Raw genomic sequence first — 22493 nt, forward strand, 5'->3', positions numbered from 1 at the left:
AGGAACGGACGCTTCCTTTGTACTCACCCGAGAGACTCTCTCGCGGCTTTCCTCCGGGCGCTTCCCTTCGGTCTTGCGTTTCCGACTCTATCAGACTGTTTCCGGTCCGATTTCCTCGGTGCTTTCCAGGTTCCCGCTCTCGCGTTTCCCTTTCCGGCGGTCCCAACATTATCAGAAGGTTTGATCCGGACTGACCGGCCATCAATTTCCGATTCTTCGGGAAGGTGCTTCTTCGAAATCTACGTTTCTAGAAGCTGACAGACACTCACCGTCGCCGAGCCGGTTCAACGCCGAGCTCCAGGCAACTGTTCGAATCTACCTCCCCACACGCTCCGTGTCAACGGCTCCTGTGGGGCGAAGGAGACAGTAGCAGTTCAGTCGCGGCATCCGCACATCAGGCGGCCGTCGGGACGCCGGCACTGCGTTCGGCGGCCTCGACGTCGCCCGTGTCACCGGCGCGGACTGCCCGCCCGCCCAGGACATAGACGTACGCGAGGAACGCCAGCTCGGCGGCGATGCCGATGCCGATGCGGGCCCAGGTCGGCAGGCCGGACGGGGTGACGAAGCCTTCGATGGCACCGGAGACGAAGAGAACGAGTGCGAGACCTATCGCCATGCCCACGGCGGCTCGGCCTTCCTCCGCGAGGGCCGAGCGGCGAGTGCGCGGGCCCGGGTCGATCAGGGTCCAGCCCAGGCGCAGGCCTGTGCCGGCAGCCACGAAGACCGCGGTCAGCTCCAGCAGGCCGTGCGGGAGGATGAGGCCGAGGAAGGTGTCGAGACGGCCCGCGGAGGACATCAGGCCGAAGCCGACCCCGAGGTTGAGCATGTTCTGGAAGAGGATCCAGAGCACCGGGAGACCGAGGAAAACGCCCAGGACCAGGCACATGGCGGCGGCTTGGGCGTTGTTCGTCCAGACCTGGGCGGCGAAGGAGGCCGCGGGGTGACTGGAGTAGTAGGTCTCGTACTCGCCACCGGGGCGGGTGAGTTCGCGCAGTTGGCTCGGGGCGGCGATGGTCGACTGGACTTCGGGGTGGGTGCCGATCCACCAGCCCAGGAGGGTCGCGACGACCGTGGACAGCAGCGCGGTGGGTACCCACCAGTGGCGGGACCCGTAGACCGCGGCCGGGAATCCGTGGGTGAGGAAGCGAGTGACGTCCCGCCACGAGGAGCGTCGGGTGCCTGTCACGGCACTACGCGCGCGTGCCACCAGTCGACTGAGCCGCCCTGTCAGCTGTGGGTCGGGGGCGCTGGACTGGATCAGGGAGAGGTGGGTGGCGGTGCGTTGGTAGAGGGCGACGAGTTCGTCGGCCTCGGCTCCATTGAGCCGACGCTGGCGCCGCAGCAGCGCATCCAGGCGGTCCCATTCGGCTCGGTGGGCGGTGACGAAGACGTCGAGGTCCATCGGTTTGCGTGCTCCTCCGCTGGTTGTCGGCGGCTCGTCATGGATGTCAGCTTGTCGTACTGCGGCGCGATGCGCCCTCAGCTTGGCAGACTGGCCGTTCGCAGGGCAGGTCAGGGAAAGGGCGGCAGGCGTGAGTGAGCTGGTGACGGGCGAGGCGGTGGCGCTCGAGTTGCGCCCTGCGAGGCTGCCCAGCAGGGCGTTGGCCGTGCTGATCGATCTGGCCGTGGCCGTCACCGTGTACATCGTCGTCACGATCGTGCTGGTGGCGTCCACCTCTTCGCTGGACGAGGCGGCGCAGGTCGCGTTGTCGATCGCCACGTTCCTGCTGGTGTTGGTGGGCGGCCCGATAGCCGTCGAGACGCTCAGCCATGGACGCTCGCTCGGGAAGCTGGCGTGCGGATTGCGCGTGGTGCGGGACGACGGTGGGCCGATCCGGTTCCGGCATGCGCTGGTGCGGGGAGCGATCGGAACGGTCGAGATCGTGATGACCTTCGGGGTCGTGGCGTGTATCGCTTCGCTGGTGTCGGCACGTGGGCGTCGGCTCGGCGACGTGTTCGCGGGAACTCTGGTCGTACGCGAGCGAGTGCCGGTATCTCAGGTGCGCTTCGTGCCGCCGCCACCGCCATGGCTGTCCGGGCGCTTCTCGGCGCTTGATCTGTCGGCGGTCCCGGACTGGCTGTGGCTTGCGATCCGCCAGTACCTGACGCGGATGCAGCAGTTGGATCCGCAGGTCGGTTGGACCATGGCTCAGCAGCTCGCCGCCGACCTCGCCTCTCACACGGGGGCCCCGGCTCCCCAGGGCGTTGCCCCTGCGGCATATCTGGCTGCGGTGGTGCAGGAGCGGCAGGCCCGGGAGGTTCAGCGGAACGTCGCCGCCGGAGCGGCTGTGCCGTCGGCCGGCACGGGATCTCCGGATGGCGCGCCAGGCACCTACGGGGCCACGCCGGTGCCGCCTGCTACCGCCCCCGCTCCTGCTCCTGCTCCTGCTCCTGCTCCTGCTCCTGCTCCTGCTCCTGCTCCTCAGCCTGCCGGGCATGTCGCCGGGGCTTCGCCTGCGGTCGAGCGGGAGACGACCGAGCGGTCCGACGACCGTCCCGGTACTGGATTCGCGCCGCCCGCGTAGCTCTGCGGGGCCGCCGGCGCCGTAAGAGTGGCGTGAGTCCGCCGGTCCCCCGCATCGGCCTCAATCGGGCGGAGACCGGAATACCGACGGGGGCGAGTCGAGGTCCTCCAGCTCGATGCCAGGGGCGGCGAGGACCACGTCGCCGGCGATGTGCACCACGTGCTGTTCGCCGGTGTCCAGGGCTGTGACCTGGTACTCCTCCACGGTCAGGGGGCCGTTGTCAGTGGCGTGTGCTTCGATCTTCAGCAAGGTCCAGGACTGGTCCACGGTGCGCGGGGCGAGGACCGGGTCCGTGAAGGCGACGAGGCGTACACGGGTGGCCGAGCTGGAAGGGGTGAGGCGAAGGAGACGGGTGGTGGCGATGAGAAATGCCGGGGAAGTGCCGGTGAAGGCATGGGCGCGCACGTTGCCTTCTGTGGCCTGAGTCCCGGTGGGGTCCGTGCGGACCCAGGTGACGCCGTCGAGGGCGGCGCCGCGGACCTGCCAGCTCGCGGCGTGCAGTTCGAGGCGGATGGGGCGGCCGAGTTCGTCGAGGGTGAGATCGACGGAGCCGCTGTGGTCGCCCGAGGGGGTGGTCAGCTGGGAGACGTAGCGCCAGCCGGACGGACCGGGGGCGCAGTGGAAGTGCTCTTCTGCGAGGTGGGTGTGATCGTGCGGATCATGGAGCGAATAACGGCCGCGGGGCATCGGGGTCCTGGGGCTTGACGGGCTGGTCCGGCCGCGGTGGCCGAAGGGGCAGGCCCCCGACACGGGGGTGCGGGGGCCTGCCTCGGAGGACCTGCTGGTGAGAGCGCGTCAGCGCACCGGCGCGCTCATCATCGGCGGCAGTGGTGCGGTCAGTAGCGGTAGTGGTCGGGCTTGAACGGGCCGTCGACCTCGACGCCGATGTAGGCGGCCTGCTCGGGGCGGAGCTTGGTGAGCTTCACGCCGAGCGCGTCCAGGTGGAGGGCGGCGACCTTCTCGTCGAGGTGCTTGGGCAGCACGTAGACGTCGGTCGGGTACTCGTCGGGCTTGGTGAACAGCTCGATCTGGGCCAGCGTCTGGTCCGCGAAGGAGTTGGACATCACGAACGACGGGTGACCGGTGGCGTTGCCCAGGTTCAGCAGGCGGCCCTCGGACAGGACGATGAGCACCTTGCCGTCGGGGAACTTCCAGGTGTGGACCTGCGGCTTGACCTCGTCCTTGACGATGCCCGGGATCTGCGCGAGGCCGGCCATGTCGATCTCGTTGTCGAAGTGGCCGATGTTGCCGACGATCGCCTGGTGCTTCATCTTGGCCATGTCCGAGGCCATGATGATGTCCTTGTTGCCGGTCGTGGTGATGAAGATGTCGGCCTTGTCGACGACCTCGTCGAGGGTCGTGACCTGGTAGCCGTCCATCGCCGCCTGGAGGGCGCAGATCGGGTCGATCTCGGTGACGATGACACGGGCACCCTGTCCGCGCAGGGACTCCGCGCAGCCCTTGCCCACATCGCCGTAGCCGCACACGACCGCGGTCTTGCCGCCGATGAGGACGTCCGTGGCGCGGTTGATGCCGTCGATCAGGGAGTGGCGGCAGCCGTACTTGTTGTCGAACTTCGACTTGGTGACGGCGTCGTTGACGTTGATCGCCGGGAACAGGAGGGTGCCGTCGCGGTGCATCTCGTACAGGCGGTGGACGCCGGTCGTGGTCTCCTCGGTCACGCCGCGGATCTCCGAGGCGAGCTGGGTCCACTTCTGCGAGCCGTCGGTGATGGTGCGGTTCAGGAGTTCGAGGATGACGCGGTGCTCGTCGTTCTCGGCAGTGTCGACGGACGGGACCTTGCCGGCCTTCTCGTACTCGACGCCCTTGTGGACGAGGAGGGTGGCGTCACCGCCGTCGTCCAGGATCATGTTCGGGCCGCCGGTGGGGGTGTTCGGCCAGGTCAGCGCCTGCTCCGTGCACCACCAGTACTCCTCCAGGGTCTCGCCCTTCCAGGCGAAGACGGGGATGCCCTGCGGGTTGTCGGGCGTGCCGTTCGGGCCGACGGCGATGGCGGCGGCCGCGTGGTCCTGGGTGGAGAAGATGTTGCAGGAGGCCCAGCGGACCTCGGCGCCCAGGGCGGCCAGGGTCTCGATGAGGACCGCGGTCTGGACGGTCATGTGCAGGGAGCCGGTGACGCGCGCGCCGGCCAGGGGCTGTGCCTCGGCGTATTCCTTGCGGATCGACATCAGGCCGGGCATCTCGTGCTCGGCGAGGGTGATCTCCTTGCGGCCGAACTCGGCCAGGGAGAGGTCGGCGACCTTGAAGTCCTGTCGGGTGTCGACAGTCGTCATGGGGAGCTGCTCCTCAGGGTTGGGGGCGCGATGGATACGGCTGGTCTGCGCGGCGGCGGACACAGGAGTGCCCCGAAGGAGGACACAGGCATGCCCGCGTGCGCGCAGCGCAGTCCGTCGGAGGCCCTCTCTCCCTCGGTCGGTCCGCGGTGGGACCGCCCGACCGCCATCAGCAGCGACGTCTGGCTCCAACCAAGCTACACCGGTGGCCCGGGGCATCCCCAGTCCGCCTCCGAACACATCGCGCCATCACATCAGCCGATACTCTCTGCGGCCGCGGGAGTTCCGTGTGGGGAGGAGTGTGTCGGTGAGCAAGGTGCGGAAGCTGGGGGTGGCCGCGGGGGTTCTCGGGCCGCTGGGGCTGTTGCTGCTGATCGGGTCCGTTGTGGGTCTGTGGACGGGGTACCACGGGAGCACCGTACGCAGCGACAGCATGGCGCCGACGTACGAGGAGGGGCAGCAGCTCGTCTACGAGCGCGTCGACGGGACTCGGGTGCGGCGCGGCGACGTGGTGCTCTTCACGGCGCCCGAGCGCTACGGCTTTGACGGCCCCGTCATGGAGCGGGTCATCGGAGTCGGCGGCGATCACCTCGTGTGCTGCACGGGCGAGGGTGCGCGGGAGCGGCTCACCGTCAACGGGAAGCCGCTCGACGAGCGGTACGTGGCGGACGGCATCGCCGACGGTTTGCACCGGCCGTACGACGTGAAGGTGCCGAAGGGGCGGTTGTTCCTGCTCGGCGATCACCGGCTTAACGCGCGGGACTCGCGGTTCTTCGCCGACGACCATGGCGGGACGGTGCCCGTCGGCTCGGTGCGCGGCCGGGTGACGGGCGACTACACGGCGCCGGTGCTGCTCGGCGTCGGCGCGCTGGTCGGGATCCTTGCCGGGCTCACCGGGCTCGGCCTGGGGATCGCTGCTCTGGCCCTGCGGCGGCCGAAGCCGGTTCCGGTGCGGCCGCCGTGGATGGCACAGGTGTGACGGTGTCGGACGGGGGCCGCCGAACGCTCGGCGGCCCCCGTCGCCGTACGTGATCGCCTGCCGGAGATCAGTGGTCGGCGGGGTGTGGTGCCGGTCCTCCGGGGGTGGCCTCGCGGTCGGGGCCCTTGGCGGCCTCGGACTCGCTGTAGATGTCGGGTTCGAGGTAGATCACGCGGGCGATCGGTACGGTCTCGCGGATGCGGGCCTCGGCGGCGTTGATGGCGGAGGCGACCTGGGCGGCGGTGTCGTCGTGCTGGACGGCGATCTTGGCGGCGACCAGGAGTTCCTCGGGGCCGAGGTGGAGCGTGCGCATGTGGATGATGCCGGTGACGGTGTCGCCGTCGACGATCGCGGTCTCGATCCTCTTGACCTGGTCGGCGCCCGCGGACTCGCCGAGCAGCAGGGACTTGGTCTCGGCGGCCAGGACGAGGGCGATCAGGATGAGCAGTATGCCGATGCAGAGGGTGCCGATGCCGTCCCAGACGCCGTCGTCGGTGAGCAGGGCGAGGCCCACGCCGCCGAGAGCGAGGACCAGACCGACGAGCGCGCCGAAGTCCTCCAGGAGGACGACGGGGAGTTCGGGGGCCTTGGCCCGGCGCACGAACTCCTTCCAGGAGAGGTCACCGCGCTGCGGGTTGGACTCCTTGATGGCCGTACGGAAGGAGAAGCCCTCGGCGATGATCGCGAAGATCAGGACGCCCACCGGCCAGTACCAGTGCTCGATCTCGTGCGGGGTCTTGATCTTCTCGTAGCCCTCGTAGATGGCGAACATGCCGCCGACCGAGAAGAGGACGATGGAGACGAGGAAGGCGTAGATGTAGCGCTCGCGGCCGTAGCCGAAGGGGTGTTGGGGGGTTGCCTCGCGCTGGGCCTTCTTACCGCCGAGGAGCAGCAGGAACTGGTTGCCGGAGTCGGCGAGCGAGTGCACACCCTCGGCGAGCATGGACGACGAGCCGCTGAACGCGAACGCCACGAACTTCGATGCCGCGATCGCGAGGTTGGCTCCGAGTGCCGCCACGATCGCCCTGGTACCGCCTGACGCGCTCATGTGTTCGCGTTGTCCCTTCGCCTTCGTCTGTACGCGGGCGCCCGAGGAGGGTCGTCCAAGGACCGGGCCTTTGCCGGGCCTTTGCCGGTGGGCCATTCTTGCAGCCCGGTGTGGCACCAGCGCGTCAGGTATCCACAGGCGTGGTCACACAATCACAGTGGCTCGGAAGAGCGTGCCCGCCCCGGACACCTGCGCCTTCTCGCCCGCCGGCACGAACACGGATTGCCCGGGCGTCAGCTCGTACTCCCCCGCCCGTACCGAACCGGCCGTGCAGAGCAGGATCTGCGGGGTCGCTCGGGTGAGGTCGTGGGGGCCGGCGGCCTCGGGAAGGACGTACCTCGACAGCCGGAACTCGTCGATGGGGGTCTCGTAGACCTCCTCGCCGTCGGGGGCCGCCTCCGGGCGCAGGACGCCGGGGTCGCTCGGCTCGAAGCGGACGATGCGCAGGAGTTCGGGGACGTCGACGTGCTTGGGCGTCAGGCCGCAGCGCAGGACGTTGTCGGAGTTCGCCATGATCTCGACGCCGAGACCGTTCAGGTACGCGTGCGGGATGCCCGCGCCGAGGAACAGGGCCTCGCCGGGCTGGAGTCGGACGTGGTTGAGGAGCATCGCGGCGATGACGCCGGGGTCGCCCGGGTAGTGGTGGGCGATGTCCGCGTAGGGGGCGTAGGCGCCGCCGAGGTGGGTGCAGGCGGCCGTGGCCGCGGCGACCGTGCGGGTCATCTCGTCCGGGTCGGCGGTGAGGACGGCCGTGAGGACCTCGCGCAGGGCCGCGTCCTCGGGGTGGGCGTGCAACAGGTCGACGTACGGCTTGAGGGTGTCCACGCCGAGCCCGTCGAGGAGGTCGGCGGCCTCGGACGGGTCGCGGAAGCCGCACAGGCCGTCGAACTCGGTGAGCGCGCAGATGAGTTCGGGCTTGTGGTTGGCGTCCTTGTAGTTGCGGTACGGGGCGTCGACCGGGATCTTCCGGCGCTCCTCGTCCTCGTAACCCTCCTTGGCCTGCTCCAGGTCGGGGTGCACCTGCAGGGAGAGGGGGGCGCCGGCGGCGAGGATCTTGAGCAGGAAGGGCAGGCGCGGGCCGAACCTGGCGACGGCGGGCCCGCCCAACTCACGCTCCGGGTCGGCCTCGATGACCTCGACGAGCGTGCCACGCCCGGTGCGGGAGGGTGCGCCCGGGTGAGCGCCCATCCACATCTCCGCTTGCGGCTCGCCGCTCGGCTCGATGCCGAGCAGCTGGGGGATCGCGGTGGTGGAACCCCAGGCGTAGGGGCGGATCGTGTTGTCGAGGCGGTCCATGGGGTTCTTTCTGCCGGGTCTTGCTGCGTACGACGGTCAGGGCGCCGTGTCTACGACGGTCAGGGGGCCGTGTCTACGACTGTCAGGGCGTCCTGGGCAAGATCAGGCCCCGGAGGCGAGCGCCAGGTAAACGGCGGCGAAATCCGTCATGGCGATCAGTTCCGCGAGGCTCTCCAAGTCGCCACCGGCCTCCGGCTCCAGCTCACTGATCGGCGTGTCGTGGCTGAGGGCCAGGTCACGGGCGGCGGGGGCGGCGGTGAGGCCACCGATCGGGCGGTCGCGAAGCAGCACCACGCGCGCGTGGAGGGCAGGTGGGTCCTCCACACGGTCGCGGAAGAAGTCGTCGGGGTCGGCACTGGCAGCCAGCGGGCCCGCGAGCAGCGCGCTGTGCGCGGCGAGCGCCTCGGGCAGCTCGGCGACGACCGCCGGGGTGCCGGACAGCTCGGCGAGGGCGGCGGCGAACCGGCGTCCGGCGGGGCCCGCCGAGGTGCCCTCGGTCCAGATCACCGGGAGGGCGTCGGCCAGTTCGGCGGCCAGTGTCTTGGCCGGGTTGCTGTAGGTCGCGATGGCGGGACCGCAGCGCTCGGCGACCTGGTCGAGTCGGTCGGCGACCTTCTCGAGGGCGTCCGGCGGGGAGGTGAGCAGCCCGGTGCGGTCGAGGATCGCCAGCAGCGGGGTGAGCAGCGCCCACAGGACGCCGGGGGCGGACGCGGTGAGGACCTCTTCGTCCTGCTCGTCGTACGGGGCTGTCGCCATCGGGACGAAGAGTCCGTGGGCGCCTTCCACCGCCTCGCTGAGCGGGGTGCGGGCGGGGGCCACGGCGACGACCGTGCAGCCGCGCCGGTAGGCCGCGTCGGCGAGCAGGGACAGTCCCGGCTCGGTGCCGTCGGGGGTGGCGATCAGCAGCAGGTCCACGGAGCCGGCCCAGCCGGGCAGTTCCCAGCGCAGGGCGCCCGCGGCGGGGGCGACACCGGTGGGGGCGAGGCGGGTGACCGGGCTGCCGGGGCCGGCGAGCGTGCCGAGGAGGTCGGCGACGCCGGTGGCGGCGGCGCCGGGGCCCGCGATCAGGACGGCGCGCGGGCGGCCGTCCGGCTTGAGGTCGGGCACCCCGGCCTCGGCTGCGTGCCGCGCGGCGGTGCGGACGCGGGCGCCGGCCTCCGCGGCTCCGCGGAGCAGGCCGCGGTGGTCGGCCGCCGCGAGTGCGTCGGGGGTGTCGAGCAGCGATTCGTCGAGCATGGGCGGCAGCCTCCGGTCGCCGGGTTCGTCGGATGCGCGGTCGTCGGATGCGCGCGTCTCCGGGTCGCCAGGTGGTCGCTTACGCGGGGCGGCGGGCCTCGTCGACGAGGAGGACGGGGATGCCGTCGCGGACGGGATACGCCAGGCCGCAGTCCTGTCCGATGCAGATCAACTCGGCGTCCTGCTCCTTGAGGGGGGCGTGGCAGGCCGGGCAGGCGAGGATCTCCAGGAGGCCGGCTTCGAGCGGCATGAGTGTTCCCTTCGGGAGCGGGCGTGCGCGTACGTGTACCTGTGCGGATGTGCCTGGTCAGGGTACCGCCGGGTCGGGGGCCGCGGCGGGGTTGAGTCGGGCCGGGGTTCGCGGTCGGGTTTCTCGCCCTCTCGTCAGTGGGCTGCCCTCTCTATGCGCACCCGTCAAAGGATGTACACCCGTCAAAGGGCTCCCCCTCTAGGCACTCCCTCCAGAGCGCCCGACCAATGGTCACTCCCTCCAAAGAGCCCGTCCAATGGGCACCCCTTCAGGGACTCCCCAGGCCGGCCCCCGAACCCAGGCCTGTCCTACTCCCGGATGATCCCCAGCACCTCGTCCCGCACCTTCGTCATCGTCGCCTCGTCCCTCGCCTCCGCGTTGAGCCGCAGCAGCGGTTCCGTGTTGGAAGGGCGGACGTTGAACCACCAGTCCGCCGAGGACACCGTCAGGCCGTCCAGTTCGTCCAGGGTGATGCCCTGGACGTTCTCGTACGCGGCGCGGATCGCCGCCAGGCGGGCCCGCTGGTCGGCCACCGTGGAGTTGATCTCGCCGGAGCCCACATAGCGGTCGTACTGCGCCACCAGGGCCGAGAGGGTGCCCTCCTGGCCGCCCAGGGCTGCCAGGACGTGCAGGGCGGCCAGCATGCCCGTGTCGGCGTTCCAGAAGTCCTTGAAGTAGTAGTGGGCGGAGTGCTCGCCGCCGAAGATCGCGCCGGACTTCGCCATCTCGGCCTTGATGAAGGAGTGGCCCACGCGGGTGCGGACCGGTGTGCCTCCCTCCTCCTTGACGACCTCCGGCACGGACCAGGACGTGATCAGGTTGTGGATGATCGTGCCCCTGCCGCCGTTCCGGGCGAGTTCGCGGGCGGCGACCAGGGCGGTGATGGCGGACGGGGAGACCGGGTCGCCGTTCTCGTCGACGACGAAGCAGCGGTCGGCGTCGCCGTCGAAGGCGATGCCCAGATCGGCGGACTCCTCGCGGACGCGCTTCTGAAGGTCGATGATGTTCGCCGGGTCGAGGGGATTGGCCTCGTGGTTGGGGAAGGTGCCGTCGAGTTCGAAGTACATCGGGACGACGTCCAGCGGAAGGCCCGCGAAGACCGTCGGGACGGTGTGGCCGCCCATGCCGTTGCCCGCGTCGACGACGACCTTCAGGGGGCGGATGGAGGTGAGGTCGACGAGGGAGCGGAGGTGGGCCGCGTAGTCCTCCAACGTGTCCCGCCGCGTGATCGTTCCGGGTGTCGCGGCCGGCGCGGGGGCGCCCGACTCGCTCCATCCCTCGACCAGTTCGCGGACCTCGGTGAGGCCCGTGTCCTGGCCGACCGGGGCGGCGCCCGCGCGGCACATCTTGATGCCGTTGTACTGGGCCGGGTTGTGCGAGGCCGTGAACATCGCGCCCGGCAGGTTCAGCGCGCCGGATGCGTAGTACAGCTGGTCGGTCGAGCACAGGCCGATCTCGGTGACGTCCGCTCCACGGGCTGTCGCCCCGCGCGCGAAGGCTCGCGACAGACCTGGGGACGACGGCCGCATGTCGTGCCCGGTCACGATCGCGCTCGCGCCGGTCACCTGGACGAACGCGGCCCCGAAGAGTTCGGCCAGCGGCTCGTCCCACTGGTCGGGGACGACCCCGCGCACGTCGTACGCCTTCACGAGCTGTGAGAGATCAGCAGCCACGGCCAGCCCTTCTGAAAGTCCTGTCGGTCGCCCCAAGCTACCCGTACCGACTGACAGTGCGCCGTGCGGTAGCCGAGTGGACTCCGAGACGTAACCTCAGGTCAGAAGCGGAGGAGCGCCGTCGGGGCACCATCCCGTCCGGTACGGGCGAGCTCTGCTGTCGACTGGAGCCGGCTCAACTCCGGTTGTACGGGGTGTCGACCACTCCAGGTGCCGGGCGCAGTCATCGGCCCCTGCCGCTCACCGAGCAGTTGGACGCCCGGACGGGCTCCGCGGCCGGCCCGCGCGCGGTACGTCGACCAGGACGCCGACGTCTGCCAAGGCGTCCCCGATGTCGGCGAGTTGCGCCGAGACGTAGTTCGAGTTCCTGGACGTACCCGGGCGCCTGCCCGGACCCGTCACCCGGAAAGCGATTTCCCACTTCAGCTTGCGGGACGGTGGTGTCCGCGTCGACAACCCGTCAGTGGGCGGGCGCCAACCAGTGCCCGCTCAGGGGGAGGTGACAGCCCGCTCAGTTGTCGGGCGAGCGCAGCACGCGCAGGTGGCCGCGGCGCGCGACCTCCATCGGGTCCGCCCGGCGCCCCCCGCCGCCGGCCTCGGCCGCGCGCTCCTGGGGGCGTGCCGCCTCGCGGACCGCGTTGGCAAGCGCTTCCAGATCGTCGCCGCTGGGGCGGGCCGGGGCCGAACCGTCGAGGAGACGGACGACCTCCCAGCCACGCGGGGCGGTGAGGCGCTCGGAGTGCTCGGCGCACAGGTCGTAGCAGTGAGGTTCGGCGTAGGTGGCGAGCGGGCCGAGGACCGCGGTCGAGTCGGCATAGACGTACGTCAGCGTCGCGACGGCGGGACGGCCGCAAGCGGTTCGCGAACAGCGACGTACAGGGCTCACGACGTTGGACGGTACCGCACTCTTGAGCGGGCCGCGACGACTCTCCCCCAGGTCACTCCACCGTGTCGTGCTGTGAAACGCCCCACACACCTCTCCGGCCCCACCGCGCTGACCTGCACCGACACCCGCCGCCGAGGGGTCGGACGGTTCCGCACCCGATCATCACTCGACACAAACCCTGCCAATTGCCTTGATATCGAGGGTCGCGCAGAGATATGGAATCGAGCCCAACCTTGGCTGGAATGGTCAACTGGCGGCCTGCCACAGGGGATGACGGCCTGCCGTCCGCAGGGCCGCGTGGAGGTCGGGCCCCCGGGTCCGGCGAGGACTACGCTTCACCAGTGATGGACAACCCCGTAACGCCCCGTGCCGCCGGCCCCGGGCCCCGCCGTCGTGATCGCCACGGACGGGGCATGCGCGGCCCGATCGCGCCACCGCAGGTGCCGCTCGCCGCGAGCCGTGCGGAGGCGTTCGCGGATCTGGTGCAGGACTCCGTGGAGCGGCTGGAACGGCGCTGGCCGCAGCTCGCCGACATCGACTTCCTGGTGCTCGAAGTGCCCCACCTCGACGGGCCGGGGCAGGGCTGGAACGACGAGGCGGTGCCCCTGGGCGGCACGATGGCCGCCCGAGAGGGGCGGCGGGCCCGGGTGGTCGTCTATCGGCGGCCGGTGGAGATCCGCACCAAGGGACGCGACGAGCGGGCGGCGCTGGTGCACGAGATCGTCGTCGAGCAGGTGGCCGAACTGCTGGGGCTGACTCCCGAGACGGTGGACCCCCGGTACGGGGAGGACTGAACCGCACGTCCCGGGAGGGGCGGTCGGCGGGCTGCTTTCCCAGGACGGGACTGCTTTCCCAGGACCGGACTGCTTTGCCAGGACCGGACTGCTCGCCCAGGACCGGTCTACTTCTGCAGCACGGACAGGTCCTCGTCCGCCTCCGGCACCGCCACCGTGCCCCGGTCGTCCGGGAGCGTCTGGATCGTGAAGCCCGGAACGCCCTCCTCCGTGGCCGCGAGGGTGCGGGCCGCGTAGACCGGGCCCCCGGAGACCGTCTCCACCGTCAGCGCGTACGTGCCCTTCAGTCCGCTCGGAACCGGGGCCTCCACGTTCTGCGTGGTGCCCGCCTTGATCGTGAACGTCTTCGACTGGGCCGTACCGCCGTCGCTGCCCGCCGAGGCGGTGACCTTGACCTTCGCGGTGCCGGTGGGGGCGGTCAGGGAGAGCGTGGTGCCCTTGGAGCTGTTGTCGGCGGACGTCGCGCGCGTGCCGACCGGAGCGGTGGCGGGGATGAACGCCGTCTCCTGTTTGTTCCCCCTGCCACGTACGACCCGCAGGGCGGCCACCACCGGCACGGCCTGGTCGGTGGGGGTCAGGATCAGGGAGCCGGCCTCGCCGCGGGTGACGTCACCGAGGTCGACGGCGGTCGTCATACCGGCCTTGACGTGCAGCGTCTCGTTCCCGGCCGGGGTGATCGACCCGGATGGGGAGGCGAGGCGCACCTTCACGTCGGCGTCGGAGTCGCCGGGGGTGAAGGCGACCAGGCGTACGGCCGTGGCGTCCTTCGGGATACCGGGCAGGACGAGGCCGGCGGCCGGCTCCGTGGCCGCGGCCAGCCAGTCGCCGCCGAGCCGGTCGTCCAGGGCCTGGACGGCCGCGCTCACGCGTCCGCTGCGGACGTTCACATGGACGGTGAGGCTCTCCTGCTTCTCGGCCGTGAGCGTGGACAGCAGGACCGGCTCGCTGGAGTGCGGCGGGACCGTGATGCCCTCCCCCACCGTGGTCTGCAGGGCGCCGTCCTTGCCGTAGAGCTCGATATCGACGACGGCGGCGGAGTCGTCGGGGTTGGTCAGGTGCACGTAGTCGGTGCGGTCGGCGGCCGTGCTGGCGCCGGGGAACCAGAACTCCGTGTCAGGGGCGGTGCAGTTGACGCCCTGCAGGCCGCGGCCCGTGCCCGCGGCGACCTCGGTGGTCTCCTGGAGGGCCCAGCCGGGCGCGAACTTGCCCTCCGCGGTGCCGAGAAGCGCGGGGGTGTCGGAGCCCGATGTGTCGCCGGTGGCCGGAGTGCCGGGTTCCTTCGGCGTCAGGACCGGCTTGGCGGCCTTTTTCTTGCCGCCGGCCTTGTCACTCTTGCCGCCCGTACCGTTACCCGACTGCGCGGCGGCGGGTTGCAGTTCGGCCTTTCCGGTGCTCCCGGTGCCCTTGGTGACGGGCGTGAAGGACGTGTACGACGTCTCCGCGAGGTCGGAGAGGCTGGGCGCCGGGCACAGCAGGCTGGTGCGCTCCACGGGCAGTTCGGCGGCCGCCTTCGCGGTGTGGGCACCGGCGGTGTCCGGGGTGTCGAGCACGGCGACCCCGGTGACGGCGGCGAGCGCTGCGACGCCGGCGATCAGGGACACGGTGGTGCGGTTCACTGCTGACTCCCGTCGGGGCGCTGCTCGTTGCCGGTGCCGTGCGGGTGCGGCTGCCGCGCCGGGTCGTACGTCGGGTCGTAGCCCTGCTCATAGCCCTGCTGCGGGTACTGCGCGCCGTAGCTCTCGTCGTAGCTCTCGTCGTACGGCGCCTGCTGCGGCCGGCCGTAGGCGTACGGGTCGTACTGGCCGCCCTGGTACGGGTCCGCCTGGTAGGGCTGTTGGTCGTAGCCGCCCGCCGGGTACTGCTGCGGGGCGTCCGGGTACTGCTCGTTGCCGTAGCCGCCGTACTCCGTGCCCGCATAGCCCGGGGTGTCCCATTCTCCGTAGGACTGCTGCTGCGGGACGGGAGCGGGTGCGGGGGCCTCCTCCGGAGGAGGAGGCGGGAACTCGTCGCTCCGGCCGTCCTCTTCGGCCTCGGCCTGGGCGCGCAGCCGGCGGGCGCGGCGGCCCTCGCCGGCCACCGGCTCCGCGGAGACGACGGGCTCCTCGGGGAGGTCGTCGTCGACGTCCCGGCGACGGCCCGGCAGGGCCAGCACGACGAGGACGACGGCGAGCGCGCCCTGGACCCACAGCCAGACGGTGTGGGTGAAGGGGTCGTCGTAGGTGACGTCCAGTTTGCCGCCGGACGCGGGCAGTTCGAAGCCCTGGGCCCAGCCGTCGACCGTGGTGCGGGTGAGCGGTCTGCCGTCGAGGGTGGCCGTCCAGCCTTCGGCCGCGGTGTCGGCGAGGCGCAGGACCCGGCCGTCGGCGCCGGACGGGACCGTGGTGTGGATGTCGACGGGGCCGGCGGGGACCGTCTGCGGGGCCCCGGACCCGGTGACGACGGTGGCCCGGGCGACCTCCTGGTCGACCCGCCACAGCCCGCTGCCGTCCTGCTGGCTGAGCCGGCTCAGGCCGGGCGTGGCGTCCAGGACGCGGATGACCTCGCGGGGCGCACCCCTGTGGACGAGGACGTAACGCACCGCGAACTTGCCGAGCTGGTCGCTCTGGTCGGCGCCGGAACCGGCGACGAGGTTGGCGACGACCTTGTCGAGGCTGCTGTTCTCTCCGGCGGCCGCGGCGAGTTCGGCGTCGCCGAGGCGGGCGCCGGAGCCGCGGACCAGCATGTAGCCGACATGGGCGTCGGAGTCGCTGTCGAGGACGAGGGTGCGGGCCTGGTCGCTGCCGCCGCTCTCCTCGGCGACGAACGCGGGCACCTGCACGGGGTCGCGCCGCTCCAGCGGGCCGTCGGCCCCGCCGATCACCCAGCCGGCCGCGACGAGCAGCGGGCCCGCGGCCGAGGCGAAGGCGATCAGCGCGGCGACCGGCTGGCGCCAGCCGAAGCTCTGCTCGGCCACCCGCGCGCGTGCCCCGTCGGCGCCGAGGACGGCGGCGGACAGGAGCGCGAGGCCGTAGACGAGGGTGGCGGGGCCGGCCCAGGTGGAGGCGTTGGAGAGGACCGCGAAGATCAGGCCGACGAGGGCGGCGGCCCAGGCCGCCCAGATGCCGAACTGCCGGTCGGTGCGCAGCAGGGCGGCGAGCGCGGCCAGGACGACGCCGATGAGCATCAGTCCGCTGACCGTGCCGGGGCCGCCGGGGCTGATGCCGAGCAGATCCAGGGCGGAGGCCGCCGAGGAGCCGTACTCCAGGCCGGCCTCCTGGAAGAAGCCGAACGAGAGCAAGGTCAGCGACCAGGGCGCGAGGATCAGCAGGGGGGTGCCGAGCTGGGCCAGGAAGCGCAGGCCGTAGGGGGTGATCTCGGCGCGGCGCACGGCCAGCAGGCCGGTGCCGAGGACCAGCGCGATGGGCCAGATGATCGGCGTGAACGCGGTGGTGACGGTCAGGAGCAGGGCGTACGCCCAGGTGGCGCGCCAACTGCCGCGCGCGCCGGAGCTGTTTCCGAAGCCGCCTGCGGCGACGCCCGCGCGCGCGATGAGCGGCAACAGGACGGCCAGGACGGCGGTGCCGAGGCGGCCGCCGGCGAGGGCGCCGGTGGCGGCGGGCAGGAAGGCGTAGACGACGGCGGCCCACGCGCGCAGGAGGCGCGACTCCACCAGCGGGCGGGAGGCGAAGTAGGCGGTGAAGCCGGCCAACGGGACCGAGAAGACCAGCAGGACGGTGACCGCGAGGCCGGTCGAGCCGAACAGCACGGAGGCGAGCATCGCGACCAGCGCGAGGTACGGCGGGGCGGACGGGGTGCCGCCGGCGCCCACCGTGTGCCAGGCGTCCAGATAACGCGACCACAGCTCACTGGAGTCGGCCGGGGCGGGCAGCAGGGCGCCGCCCGCGAGCGCGCCGGAGCGGAGGAGGGCGCGGCAGGCGGCCAGGGACACCAGCAGCAGCACCAGGAAGAGCACCGGGCCGGGTTTGCGCGCGATGCGTTTGACCCGGGCGAACTGCTCGATCTCCAGGAAGTCGGCGTCGTCGCCGCCGGGTCCGGACTCGATCCCGCCGCCGTGCCGTCCGGCGCCGGAGGTCGCATCGGGGTCGGAGCTGCCGAAGAGGTCGCCGACGGCCTGCTCGACCGTGGCACGGATCGTCGCGCCGGGCGGTGGGAACAGCGGCCGCAGTTCCTCCTTGTCGGCGGACGCGCCGCCGCGTCTGCGGCGCCCGGCGAGGATCCGCTCGGGCCGCAGCAGGGTCCCCAGCAGACCGCGGATCTCGTCGACGGCCTGTCCGGGGACCTTGCCGACGAGGTAGGCGACGGTCCGCAGCAGGGTGCCGACGACGACACGCAGCAGCACCCAGGGCAGCAGGGAGGCGCGCGTGTTGACGAGCAGGGTGTAGACCGCGCCGGCCTTGTCGACCTTGTGCGGCGAGGCGGTGGTACGGCCCGCGCAGTCGACGGCGCGGCGCTCGCGCGAGGCGGCCTCGGCGTGGCGTACGACGGCTTCCGGGGCGATCAGGACGCGGTAGCCGGCCGCGTGGGCGCGCCAGCACAGGTCGACGTCGTCCCGCATCAGGGGCAGCCGGCGGTCGAAGCCGCCGAGCTGCTCGAAGACGTCGCGGCGGATGAGCATGCCGGCGGTGGAGACGGACAGCACCGGCCGGACGTGGTCGTGCTGGCCCTGGTCCTGTTCGCGGCGGTCGAGTCCGGTCCAGCGGCGGCCGGAGTGGGCGATGGAGACGCCGACCTCCAGCAGTTGCCGCCGGTCGTACCAACCGCGGAGCTTGGGGCCGACGACGGCGACGTCGTCCCGCCCCAGTTCGTACTCGGTGTCCACGACCCGCAGCAGCTGGGCCAGGGCGTCCGGTTCGGGGGCGCAGTCGTCGTGCAGCAGCCACAGCCACTGGACCGGCTCTCCGTGCGGGAGTTCCGGCAGGTCGTAGGCGTCGTCGCGCCAGCTGCGGGTGACCGGGTCCCAGCCGCTGGGCCGCTTCAGGTACGGCAAATCGTCGGGCGTGAGGACGGGGGCGGTGCGGCCCGCCTCCTCCACGGCCTGGCCGAAGCCGGTGCGCCGGGCGAGGTGCAGCACGTGATCGGCGCCGAGGACGTCGGTGACCAGTCGGGCGGAGTCGTCCGCGCTGCCGGTGTCGGCGCCCACGGCGAACTGCACGGGGCGCTCCTGGCCGAGCAGCCCGGCGAGCGTGTCGGGCAGCCAGCGGGCGCCGTCGTGGGAGACGAGGACCGCGGTCACCACATGACGTGGGAACTCGGGCGGGTGGGCCGGGTCAAACACTGCTGTGGCAGCGCTGTCTTGCTGGGCTGCCGTGTGGCTGTGCACGGACATCGAGGTACGGGCCCCGGTTCGGTGGACTGCGGTGGACGCCTGTGCCCCGAGGGGACGACGAGGTGTCTCGGACGAGCGCCCACACTATCGGCTGGGCACAACGGCAGCCCGCCGCCTGTGGACAACCCACCTGCGACGGGCGGTTCGTGACGAATGTATGTGCTTGTCCATGGACGTACCTGTGGATGTACGGACTGACGCAAGGGGCCGCGCCCTGAGGGTCCGTGCCCTTCGATTCAGACGGCGGCCTTCTTCAGTCTGCGGCGTTCGCGCTCGGACAGGCCGCCCCAGATACCGAACCGTTCGTCGTTGGCGAGGGCGTATTCGAGGCACTCGGAGCGGACCTCACAGGCGAGGCAGACCTTCTTGGCCTCGCGGGTGGAGCCGCCCTTCTCGGGGAAGAAGGACTCGGGGTCGGTCTGGGCGCACAGCGCGCGCTCCTGCCAGCCGAGTTCCTCGTCCGCGTCGTCGACCAGCAGTTGCTGCACCGTCTCGGTCATGTGCGCCCCTCGTCTGTCTACTCGCGTCCCCGTGATGTAGCCGTTACCGATTTCGGCTGAACGACACGAGTGAAATTACAAGTGTGCTGCTCCGGGCGAGTCAAGCCGAGATCTGCTATTGGGCCCCTTATTCACTCTGCGGAACCAAGGCCTAGCGGAAAGTGTTCAAATCGGCATAAACCTTGACAAGCAGATGAGGCCCGAGAGGATGCCCCGCGCCGCACAGTGCCTTTCCGGACCTGTACGGAGAAGGACGCCCAGGAGTTCGATCCCGTTCCGACGCGCGCGTCGAAGCGAACCGGATCACAGTCGGATCACGGGATCGCAACGGGGCTTGCGCGCCCGGTTGTGCGCCATGTGTCCCGGGTGACGCCTGAACAAACCTTTCATCGTGGAGTTGGACCGGATGAGGTGAAACATGTCCCACTTGCCGGGTGTCGAGTTGACAGTGAACGTGTGAACCGATGTCCTTGTGGGCATGCTCGCGAACTTGGCACTCACCTCGACCCGCTCGGCCGGGTCCCTCGGTGCTGCCCACGCTCGCTGTAGCTGTTGTTGCTGTCCCAGCTGTTGAGCCGAACTCGCTCCAGCTGCGTCTGAGTCCACCGCGACTCGGCTGCCGCCTCCTTTGAGCCCTACCAGGGGCGAGCCCCACCCGGGCACCCCTCCCGCCCGCGACCCGGGCGGACGGTACGCGACACCCAGGTCAGCCCCCCACTCTTCCGCCGAGGAAAACCCCACCCCATGAACAGCGACAGCGACCTCCAGATCGCCGGCGACATCCTTGAGGTCCGGCACCTGCTTCAGAGTCCGCGCGAGCACCCGGCCACCGTCGCCGAGTTCGTCGGCCTGTCCCGATCCATCGCCGCCGACCCCTCCCAGTGGGAGCACCTCGTCCGGTACGACGCGACGACACGCTGGTACCACCGGCTGCGTACCGGACCCGGCTACGAGGTGTGGCTGCTGTCGTGGGTGCCCGGGCAGGGCAGCGGACCGCACGACCACGGCCCTTCCTCCGGCGTCCTGACCGTTCTGAAGGGCACGCTGACGGAGCGGACCGAGCGGCGCACGCGCGCGTTGGGGCACGGTGCGCAGCGGGTCTTCGCGCCGGGGTACGTGCACGAGGTGATCAACGACACGCTCGAACCGGCCGTAAGCCTGCACGTCTACTACCCGGGCCTGACCGAGATGCCCATGCACATGCCCGGGCACACGGCCTGCACGGCTCCGGCGACGTACGACGACATCGACGTCGTGAGCGCATGACGCCGGTGGACACGTCGTCACCGCGTGACGCCGGTGGACACGTCGTCACCGCGTGACGCCGGCGGGTGCCGTAACCGCCTGACGCGATGTCGTACCCGCCTGCAAGACTTGGCCCATGCGCATTGTGGTTCTGGCAGGCGGCATCGGTGGTGCCCGGTTCCTGCGTGGTTTGAAGAAGGCCGCGCCGGACGCGGACATCACGGTGATCGGCAACACCGGGGACGACATCCACCTCTTCGGGCTGAAGGTCTGCCCGGACCTCGACACGGTGATGTACACGCTCGGCAGCGGCATCAACGAGGAGCAGGGCTGGGGGCGGGCCGACGAGACCTTCCACCTCAAGGAGGAGCTCGCGGCGTACGGGGTGGGGCCCGAGTGGTTCGGGCTCGGTGACCGGGACTTCGCCACCCACATCGTGCGGACGCAGATGATCAGTGCGGGATATCCGCTGAGTGCGGTGACCGAGGCGCTGTGCGACCGGTGGAAGCCCGGTGTACGGCTGATCCCCATGACCGACGACCGGGTCGAGACCCATGTCGCCGTCGAGGTCGACGGGGAGCGCAAGGCGATCCACTTCCAGGAGTACTGGGTGCGGCTGCGGGCCTCCGTGCCGGCCGAGGCGGTGGTGCCGGTCGGGGCGGAGCAGTCGAAGCCCGCGCCCGGGGTGCTGGAGGCGATCGCGGAGGCGGACGTCGTGCTGTTCCCGCCCTCCAACCCGGTCGTGTCCATCGGCACGATCCTCGCTGTGCCCGGCATCCGGGAGGCGATCGCCGACGCCGGGGTGCCGGTGGTGGGCCTGTCCCCCATCGTCGGGGACGCGCCCGTGCGCGGGATGGCCGACAAGGTGCTCGCGGCGGTCGGCGTGGAGTCGTCGGCCGCAGCGGTCGCCGAGCACTACGGCTCGGGGATGCTGGACGGCTGGCTGGTCGACACCGTGGACGTGGGCGTGGTGGAGCGGGTCGAGGCCGCCGGGATCCGGTGCCGGGCCGTACCACTGATGATGACCGACCTCGACGCGACCGCGCGGATGGCACAGGAGGCGCTGACGCTGGCGGAGGAGGTGCGAGCGGTTTGAGCGGAGTGTCTGGTGTGTCGGGCGTGTCTGGCGGCGGTTATCGGGTCTGGGCGGTGCCCGGGCTGCCCGAGGTGCAGCAGGGCGACGACCTCGCCAAGCTGATCGCCGCCGTCGAACCGGGGCTGGCCGACGGGGACGTCCTCCTCGTCACCTCGAAGATCGTGTCCAAGGCGGAGGGACGCGTCGTCCAGGCGACCGACCGGGAAGCCGCGATCGACGCCGAGACCGTCCGGGTCGTGGCGCGGCGCGGACCGCTCCGGATCGTCGAGACCCGGCAGGGTCTGGTGATGGCCGCCGCCGGGGTCGACGCCTCCAACACCCCTTCCGGGACAGTGCTGTTGCTGCCCGAGGACCCGGACGCGTCCGCGCGGTCGATCCGGGACGGGCTGCGGGACGCTCTCGGCGTCAATGTCGGCGTGGTCGTCACCGACACCTTCGGGCGACCCTGGCGCGCGGGGCTCACGGATGTGGCGATCGGCGCGGCCGGCGTGCGGGTCCTCGACGATCTGCGCGGGGGCACGGACGCGTACGGCAATCCGCTCAGCGCGACGGTCGTCGCGACGGCGGACGAGTTGGCCGCCGCCGGTGACCTGGTGAAGGGAAAGGCCGCCGGGCTGCCCGTCGCCGTGGTGCGCGGATTGCCGCATGTGGTGGCCGAAGGCCACGAAGAGCACGGTGAGGGAGCGCGGGCCATGGTGCGGGGCGCGCGCGACGACATGTTCCGGCTGGGCACCTCGGAAGCGGTACGGGCAGCCGTGACCCAGCGGCGTACGGTGCGGGCCTTCACGGACGAACCCGTCGACCCGGGGTCGGTGCGGCGAGCGGTCGCGGCGGCCGTGACCGCGCCTGCCCCGCACCACACCACGCCGTGGCGGTTCGTGCTGCTGGAGTCCGAAGAGTCGCGGGCCCGACTGCTGGACGCCATGCGGGACGCCTGGATCGCGGATCTGCGGCGGGACGGGAAGTCGGAGGAGTCCATCGCCAAGCGGGTCCGGCGGGGGGACGTGCTGCGCGACGCGCCGTATCTCGTCGTTCCGTGTCTCGTCATGGACGGGTCGCACACGTACGGCGATCCGCGGCGGGACGGGGCCGAACGGGAGATGTTCGTGGTCGCCGCCGGGGCCGGGGTGCAGAACCTCCTCGTCGCGCTGGCCGGGGAGCGGCTCGGGTCGGCGTGGGTGTCGTCCACGATGTTCTGCCGGGACGTGGTGCGTGAGGTGTTGGGGCTGCCTGAGGACTGGGATCCGATGGGGGCGGTGGCGGTCGGGCATCCGGCACAGGAGCCGCCGGCCAGGGCGGAGCGGGATGCCGGGGCGTTCATCGCGGTTCGGTGAGTCCGGGGTTC

At 71.2% G+C, this 22493-nt stretch carries 18 protein-coding genes; 6 read left to right on the forward strand and 12 right to left on the reverse strand.

Annotation, left to right across the window (positions count from 1 at the left end):
- Positions 1-394: 394 nt before the first annotated feature.
- Complete coding sequence (locus ACIBK3_RS43190; protein WP_399373832.1) at positions 395-1402, reverse strand: stage II sporulation protein M; 1008 nt, start codon at positions 1400-1402, stop codon at positions 395-397.
- Positions 1403-1532: 130 nt separating this feature from the next.
- On the opposite strand from ACIBK3_RS43190, the gene ACIBK3_RS43195 reads away from it, so the two are divergent.
- The gene (locus tag ACIBK3_RS43195; protein WP_399373833.1) at positions 1533-2525 is read left to right on the forward strand and encodes an RDD family protein; all 993 of its coding nucleotides are present in this window, start codon (positions 1533-1535) and stop codon (positions 2523-2525) included.
- 60 nt (positions 2526-2585) lie between these two features.
- On the opposite strand, the gene ACIBK3_RS43200 is transcribed toward ACIBK3_RS43195, so the two are convergent.
- Together ACIBK3_RS43200 and ahcY are read right to left on the reverse strand one after the other, a co-directional pair.
- Positions 2586-3212 carry a hypothetical protein gene (locus ACIBK3_RS43200; protein WP_399373834.1) on the reverse strand — a complete coding sequence of 209 codons (627 nt, stop codon included), beginning with the start codon at positions 3210-3212 and terminating at the stop codon, positions 2586-2588.
- Positions 3213-3361: 149 nt separating this feature from the next.
- Positions 3362-4819: an adenosylhomocysteinase gene (gene ahcY / locus ACIBK3_RS43205; protein ID WP_399373836.1), complete on the reverse strand. Its 1458-nt coding sequence runs from the start codon at positions 4817-4819 to the stop codon at positions 3362-3364.
- Positions 4820-5126: 307 nt separating this feature from the next.
- Between ahcY and lepB the strand changes: the two genes are divergently transcribed.
- A complete protein-coding gene (gene lepB, locus ACIBK3_RS43210; protein ID WP_399373838.1) occupies positions 5127-5798 on the forward strand; it encodes a signal peptidase I in 672 nt (223 codons plus the stop codon).
- Between the two features lie 67 nt (positions 5799-5865).
- Here lepB and ACIBK3_RS43215 read toward each other — a convergent pair whose 3' ends face one another.
- The 6 genes from ACIBK3_RS43215 to ACIBK3_RS43240 all read right to left on the reverse strand — a co-directional run bounded on the left by ACIBK3_RS43215 (position 5866) and on the right by ACIBK3_RS43240 (position 12187).
- Positions 5866-6846, reverse strand: a complete 981-nt coding sequence (locus ACIBK3_RS43215) for a cation diffusion facilitator family transporter (protein ID WP_399373839.1) — start codon at positions 6844-6846, stop codon at positions 5866-5868.
- Between the two features lie 144 nt (positions 6847-6990).
- Positions 6991-8142, reverse strand: a complete 1152-nt coding sequence (gene manA / locus ACIBK3_RS43220) for a mannose-6-phosphate isomerase, class I (RefSeq protein ID WP_399373841.1) — start codon at positions 8140-8142, stop codon at positions 6991-6993.
- Positions 8143-8244: 102 nt separating this feature from the next.
- Complete coding sequence (locus ACIBK3_RS43225) at positions 8245-9378, reverse strand: SIS domain-containing protein (protein ID WP_399373842.1); 1134 nt, start codon at positions 9376-9378, stop codon at positions 8245-8247.
- A gap of 79 nt (positions 9379-9457) precedes the next feature.
- Complete coding sequence (locus ACIBK3_RS43230) at positions 9458-9628, reverse strand: Trm112 family protein (protein WP_399373844.1); 171 nt, start codon at positions 9626-9628, stop codon at positions 9458-9460.
- Positions 9629-9936: 308 nt separating this feature from the next.
- Positions 9937-11301 (reverse strand): phosphomannomutase/phosphoglucomutase, encoded by a 1365-nt coding sequence (locus tag ACIBK3_RS43235; RefSeq protein WP_399373846.1) that lies wholly within the window; start codon positions 11299-11301, stop codon positions 9937-9939.
- A 511-nt stretch (positions 11302-11812) separates the two neighbouring features.
- Complete coding sequence (locus ACIBK3_RS43240) at positions 11813-12187, reverse strand: DUF3499 domain-containing protein (RefSeq protein WP_030946019.1); 375 nt, start codon at positions 12185-12187, stop codon at positions 11813-11815.
- Between the two features lie 344 nt (positions 12188-12531).
- On the opposite strand from ACIBK3_RS43240, the gene ACIBK3_RS43245 reads away from it, so the two are divergent.
- The gene (locus tag ACIBK3_RS43245) at positions 12532-12981 is read left to right on the forward strand and encodes a metallopeptidase family protein (protein ID WP_399373847.1); all 450 of its coding nucleotides are present in this window, start codon (positions 12532-12534) and stop codon (positions 12979-12981) included.
- A 107-nt stretch (positions 12982-13088) separates the two neighbouring features.
- Here the strand turns inward: ACIBK3_RS43245 and ACIBK3_RS43250 are convergent, their stop codons facing one another.
- From ACIBK3_RS43250 to ACIBK3_RS43260, 3 genes are all read right to left on the reverse strand, one after another.
- Entirely contained in the window at positions 13089-14597 is a 1509-nt protein-coding gene (locus ACIBK3_RS43250) for a DUF5719 family protein (RefSeq protein WP_399373848.1), read from the reverse strand.
- Positions 14594-18307 carry a glycosyltransferase gene (locus ACIBK3_RS43255; RefSeq protein WP_399373849.1) on the reverse strand — a complete coding sequence of 1238 codons (3714 nt, stop codon included), beginning with the start codon at positions 18305-18307 and terminating at the stop codon, positions 14594-14596. The genes ACIBK3_RS43250 and ACIBK3_RS43255 overlap by 4 nt, the downstream gene beginning before the upstream one ends.
- Before the next feature lie 236 nt (positions 18308-18543).
- Positions 18544-18807 carry a WhiB family transcriptional regulator gene (locus ACIBK3_RS43260; RefSeq protein ID WP_010034659.1) on the reverse strand — a complete coding sequence of 88 codons (264 nt, stop codon included), beginning with the start codon at positions 18805-18807 and terminating at the stop codon, positions 18544-18546.
- A 744-nt stretch (positions 18808-19551) separates the two neighbouring features.
- Between ACIBK3_RS43260 and ACIBK3_RS43265 the strand changes: the two genes are divergently transcribed.
- From ACIBK3_RS43265 to ACIBK3_RS43275, 3 genes are all read left to right on the forward strand, one after another.
- On the forward strand, positions 19552-20073 hold the full coding sequence (locus ACIBK3_RS43265) for a cysteine dioxygenase (protein WP_399373851.1): 522 nt from the start codon (positions 19552-19554) through the stop codon (positions 20071-20073).
- A gap of 115 nt (positions 20074-20188) precedes the next feature.
- Entirely contained in the window at positions 20189-21148 is a 960-nt protein-coding gene (gene cofD / locus ACIBK3_RS43270) for a 2-phospho-L-lactate transferase (protein ID WP_399373853.1), read from the forward strand.
- 14 nt (positions 21149-21162) lie between these two features.
- Entirely contained in the window at positions 21163-22482 is a 1320-nt protein-coding gene (locus ACIBK3_RS43275; RefSeq protein ID WP_399373855.1) for a coenzyme F420-0:L-glutamate ligase, read from the forward strand.
- The last annotated feature ends 11 nt before the right edge of the window (positions 22483-22493 follow it).

It is taken from the genome of Streptomyces sp. NPDC050287, from assembly GCF_044459385.1.
In the GTDB taxonomy this organism is placed as follows: Bacteria; Actinomycetota; Actinomycetes; order Streptomycetales; family Streptomycetaceae; genus Streptomyces.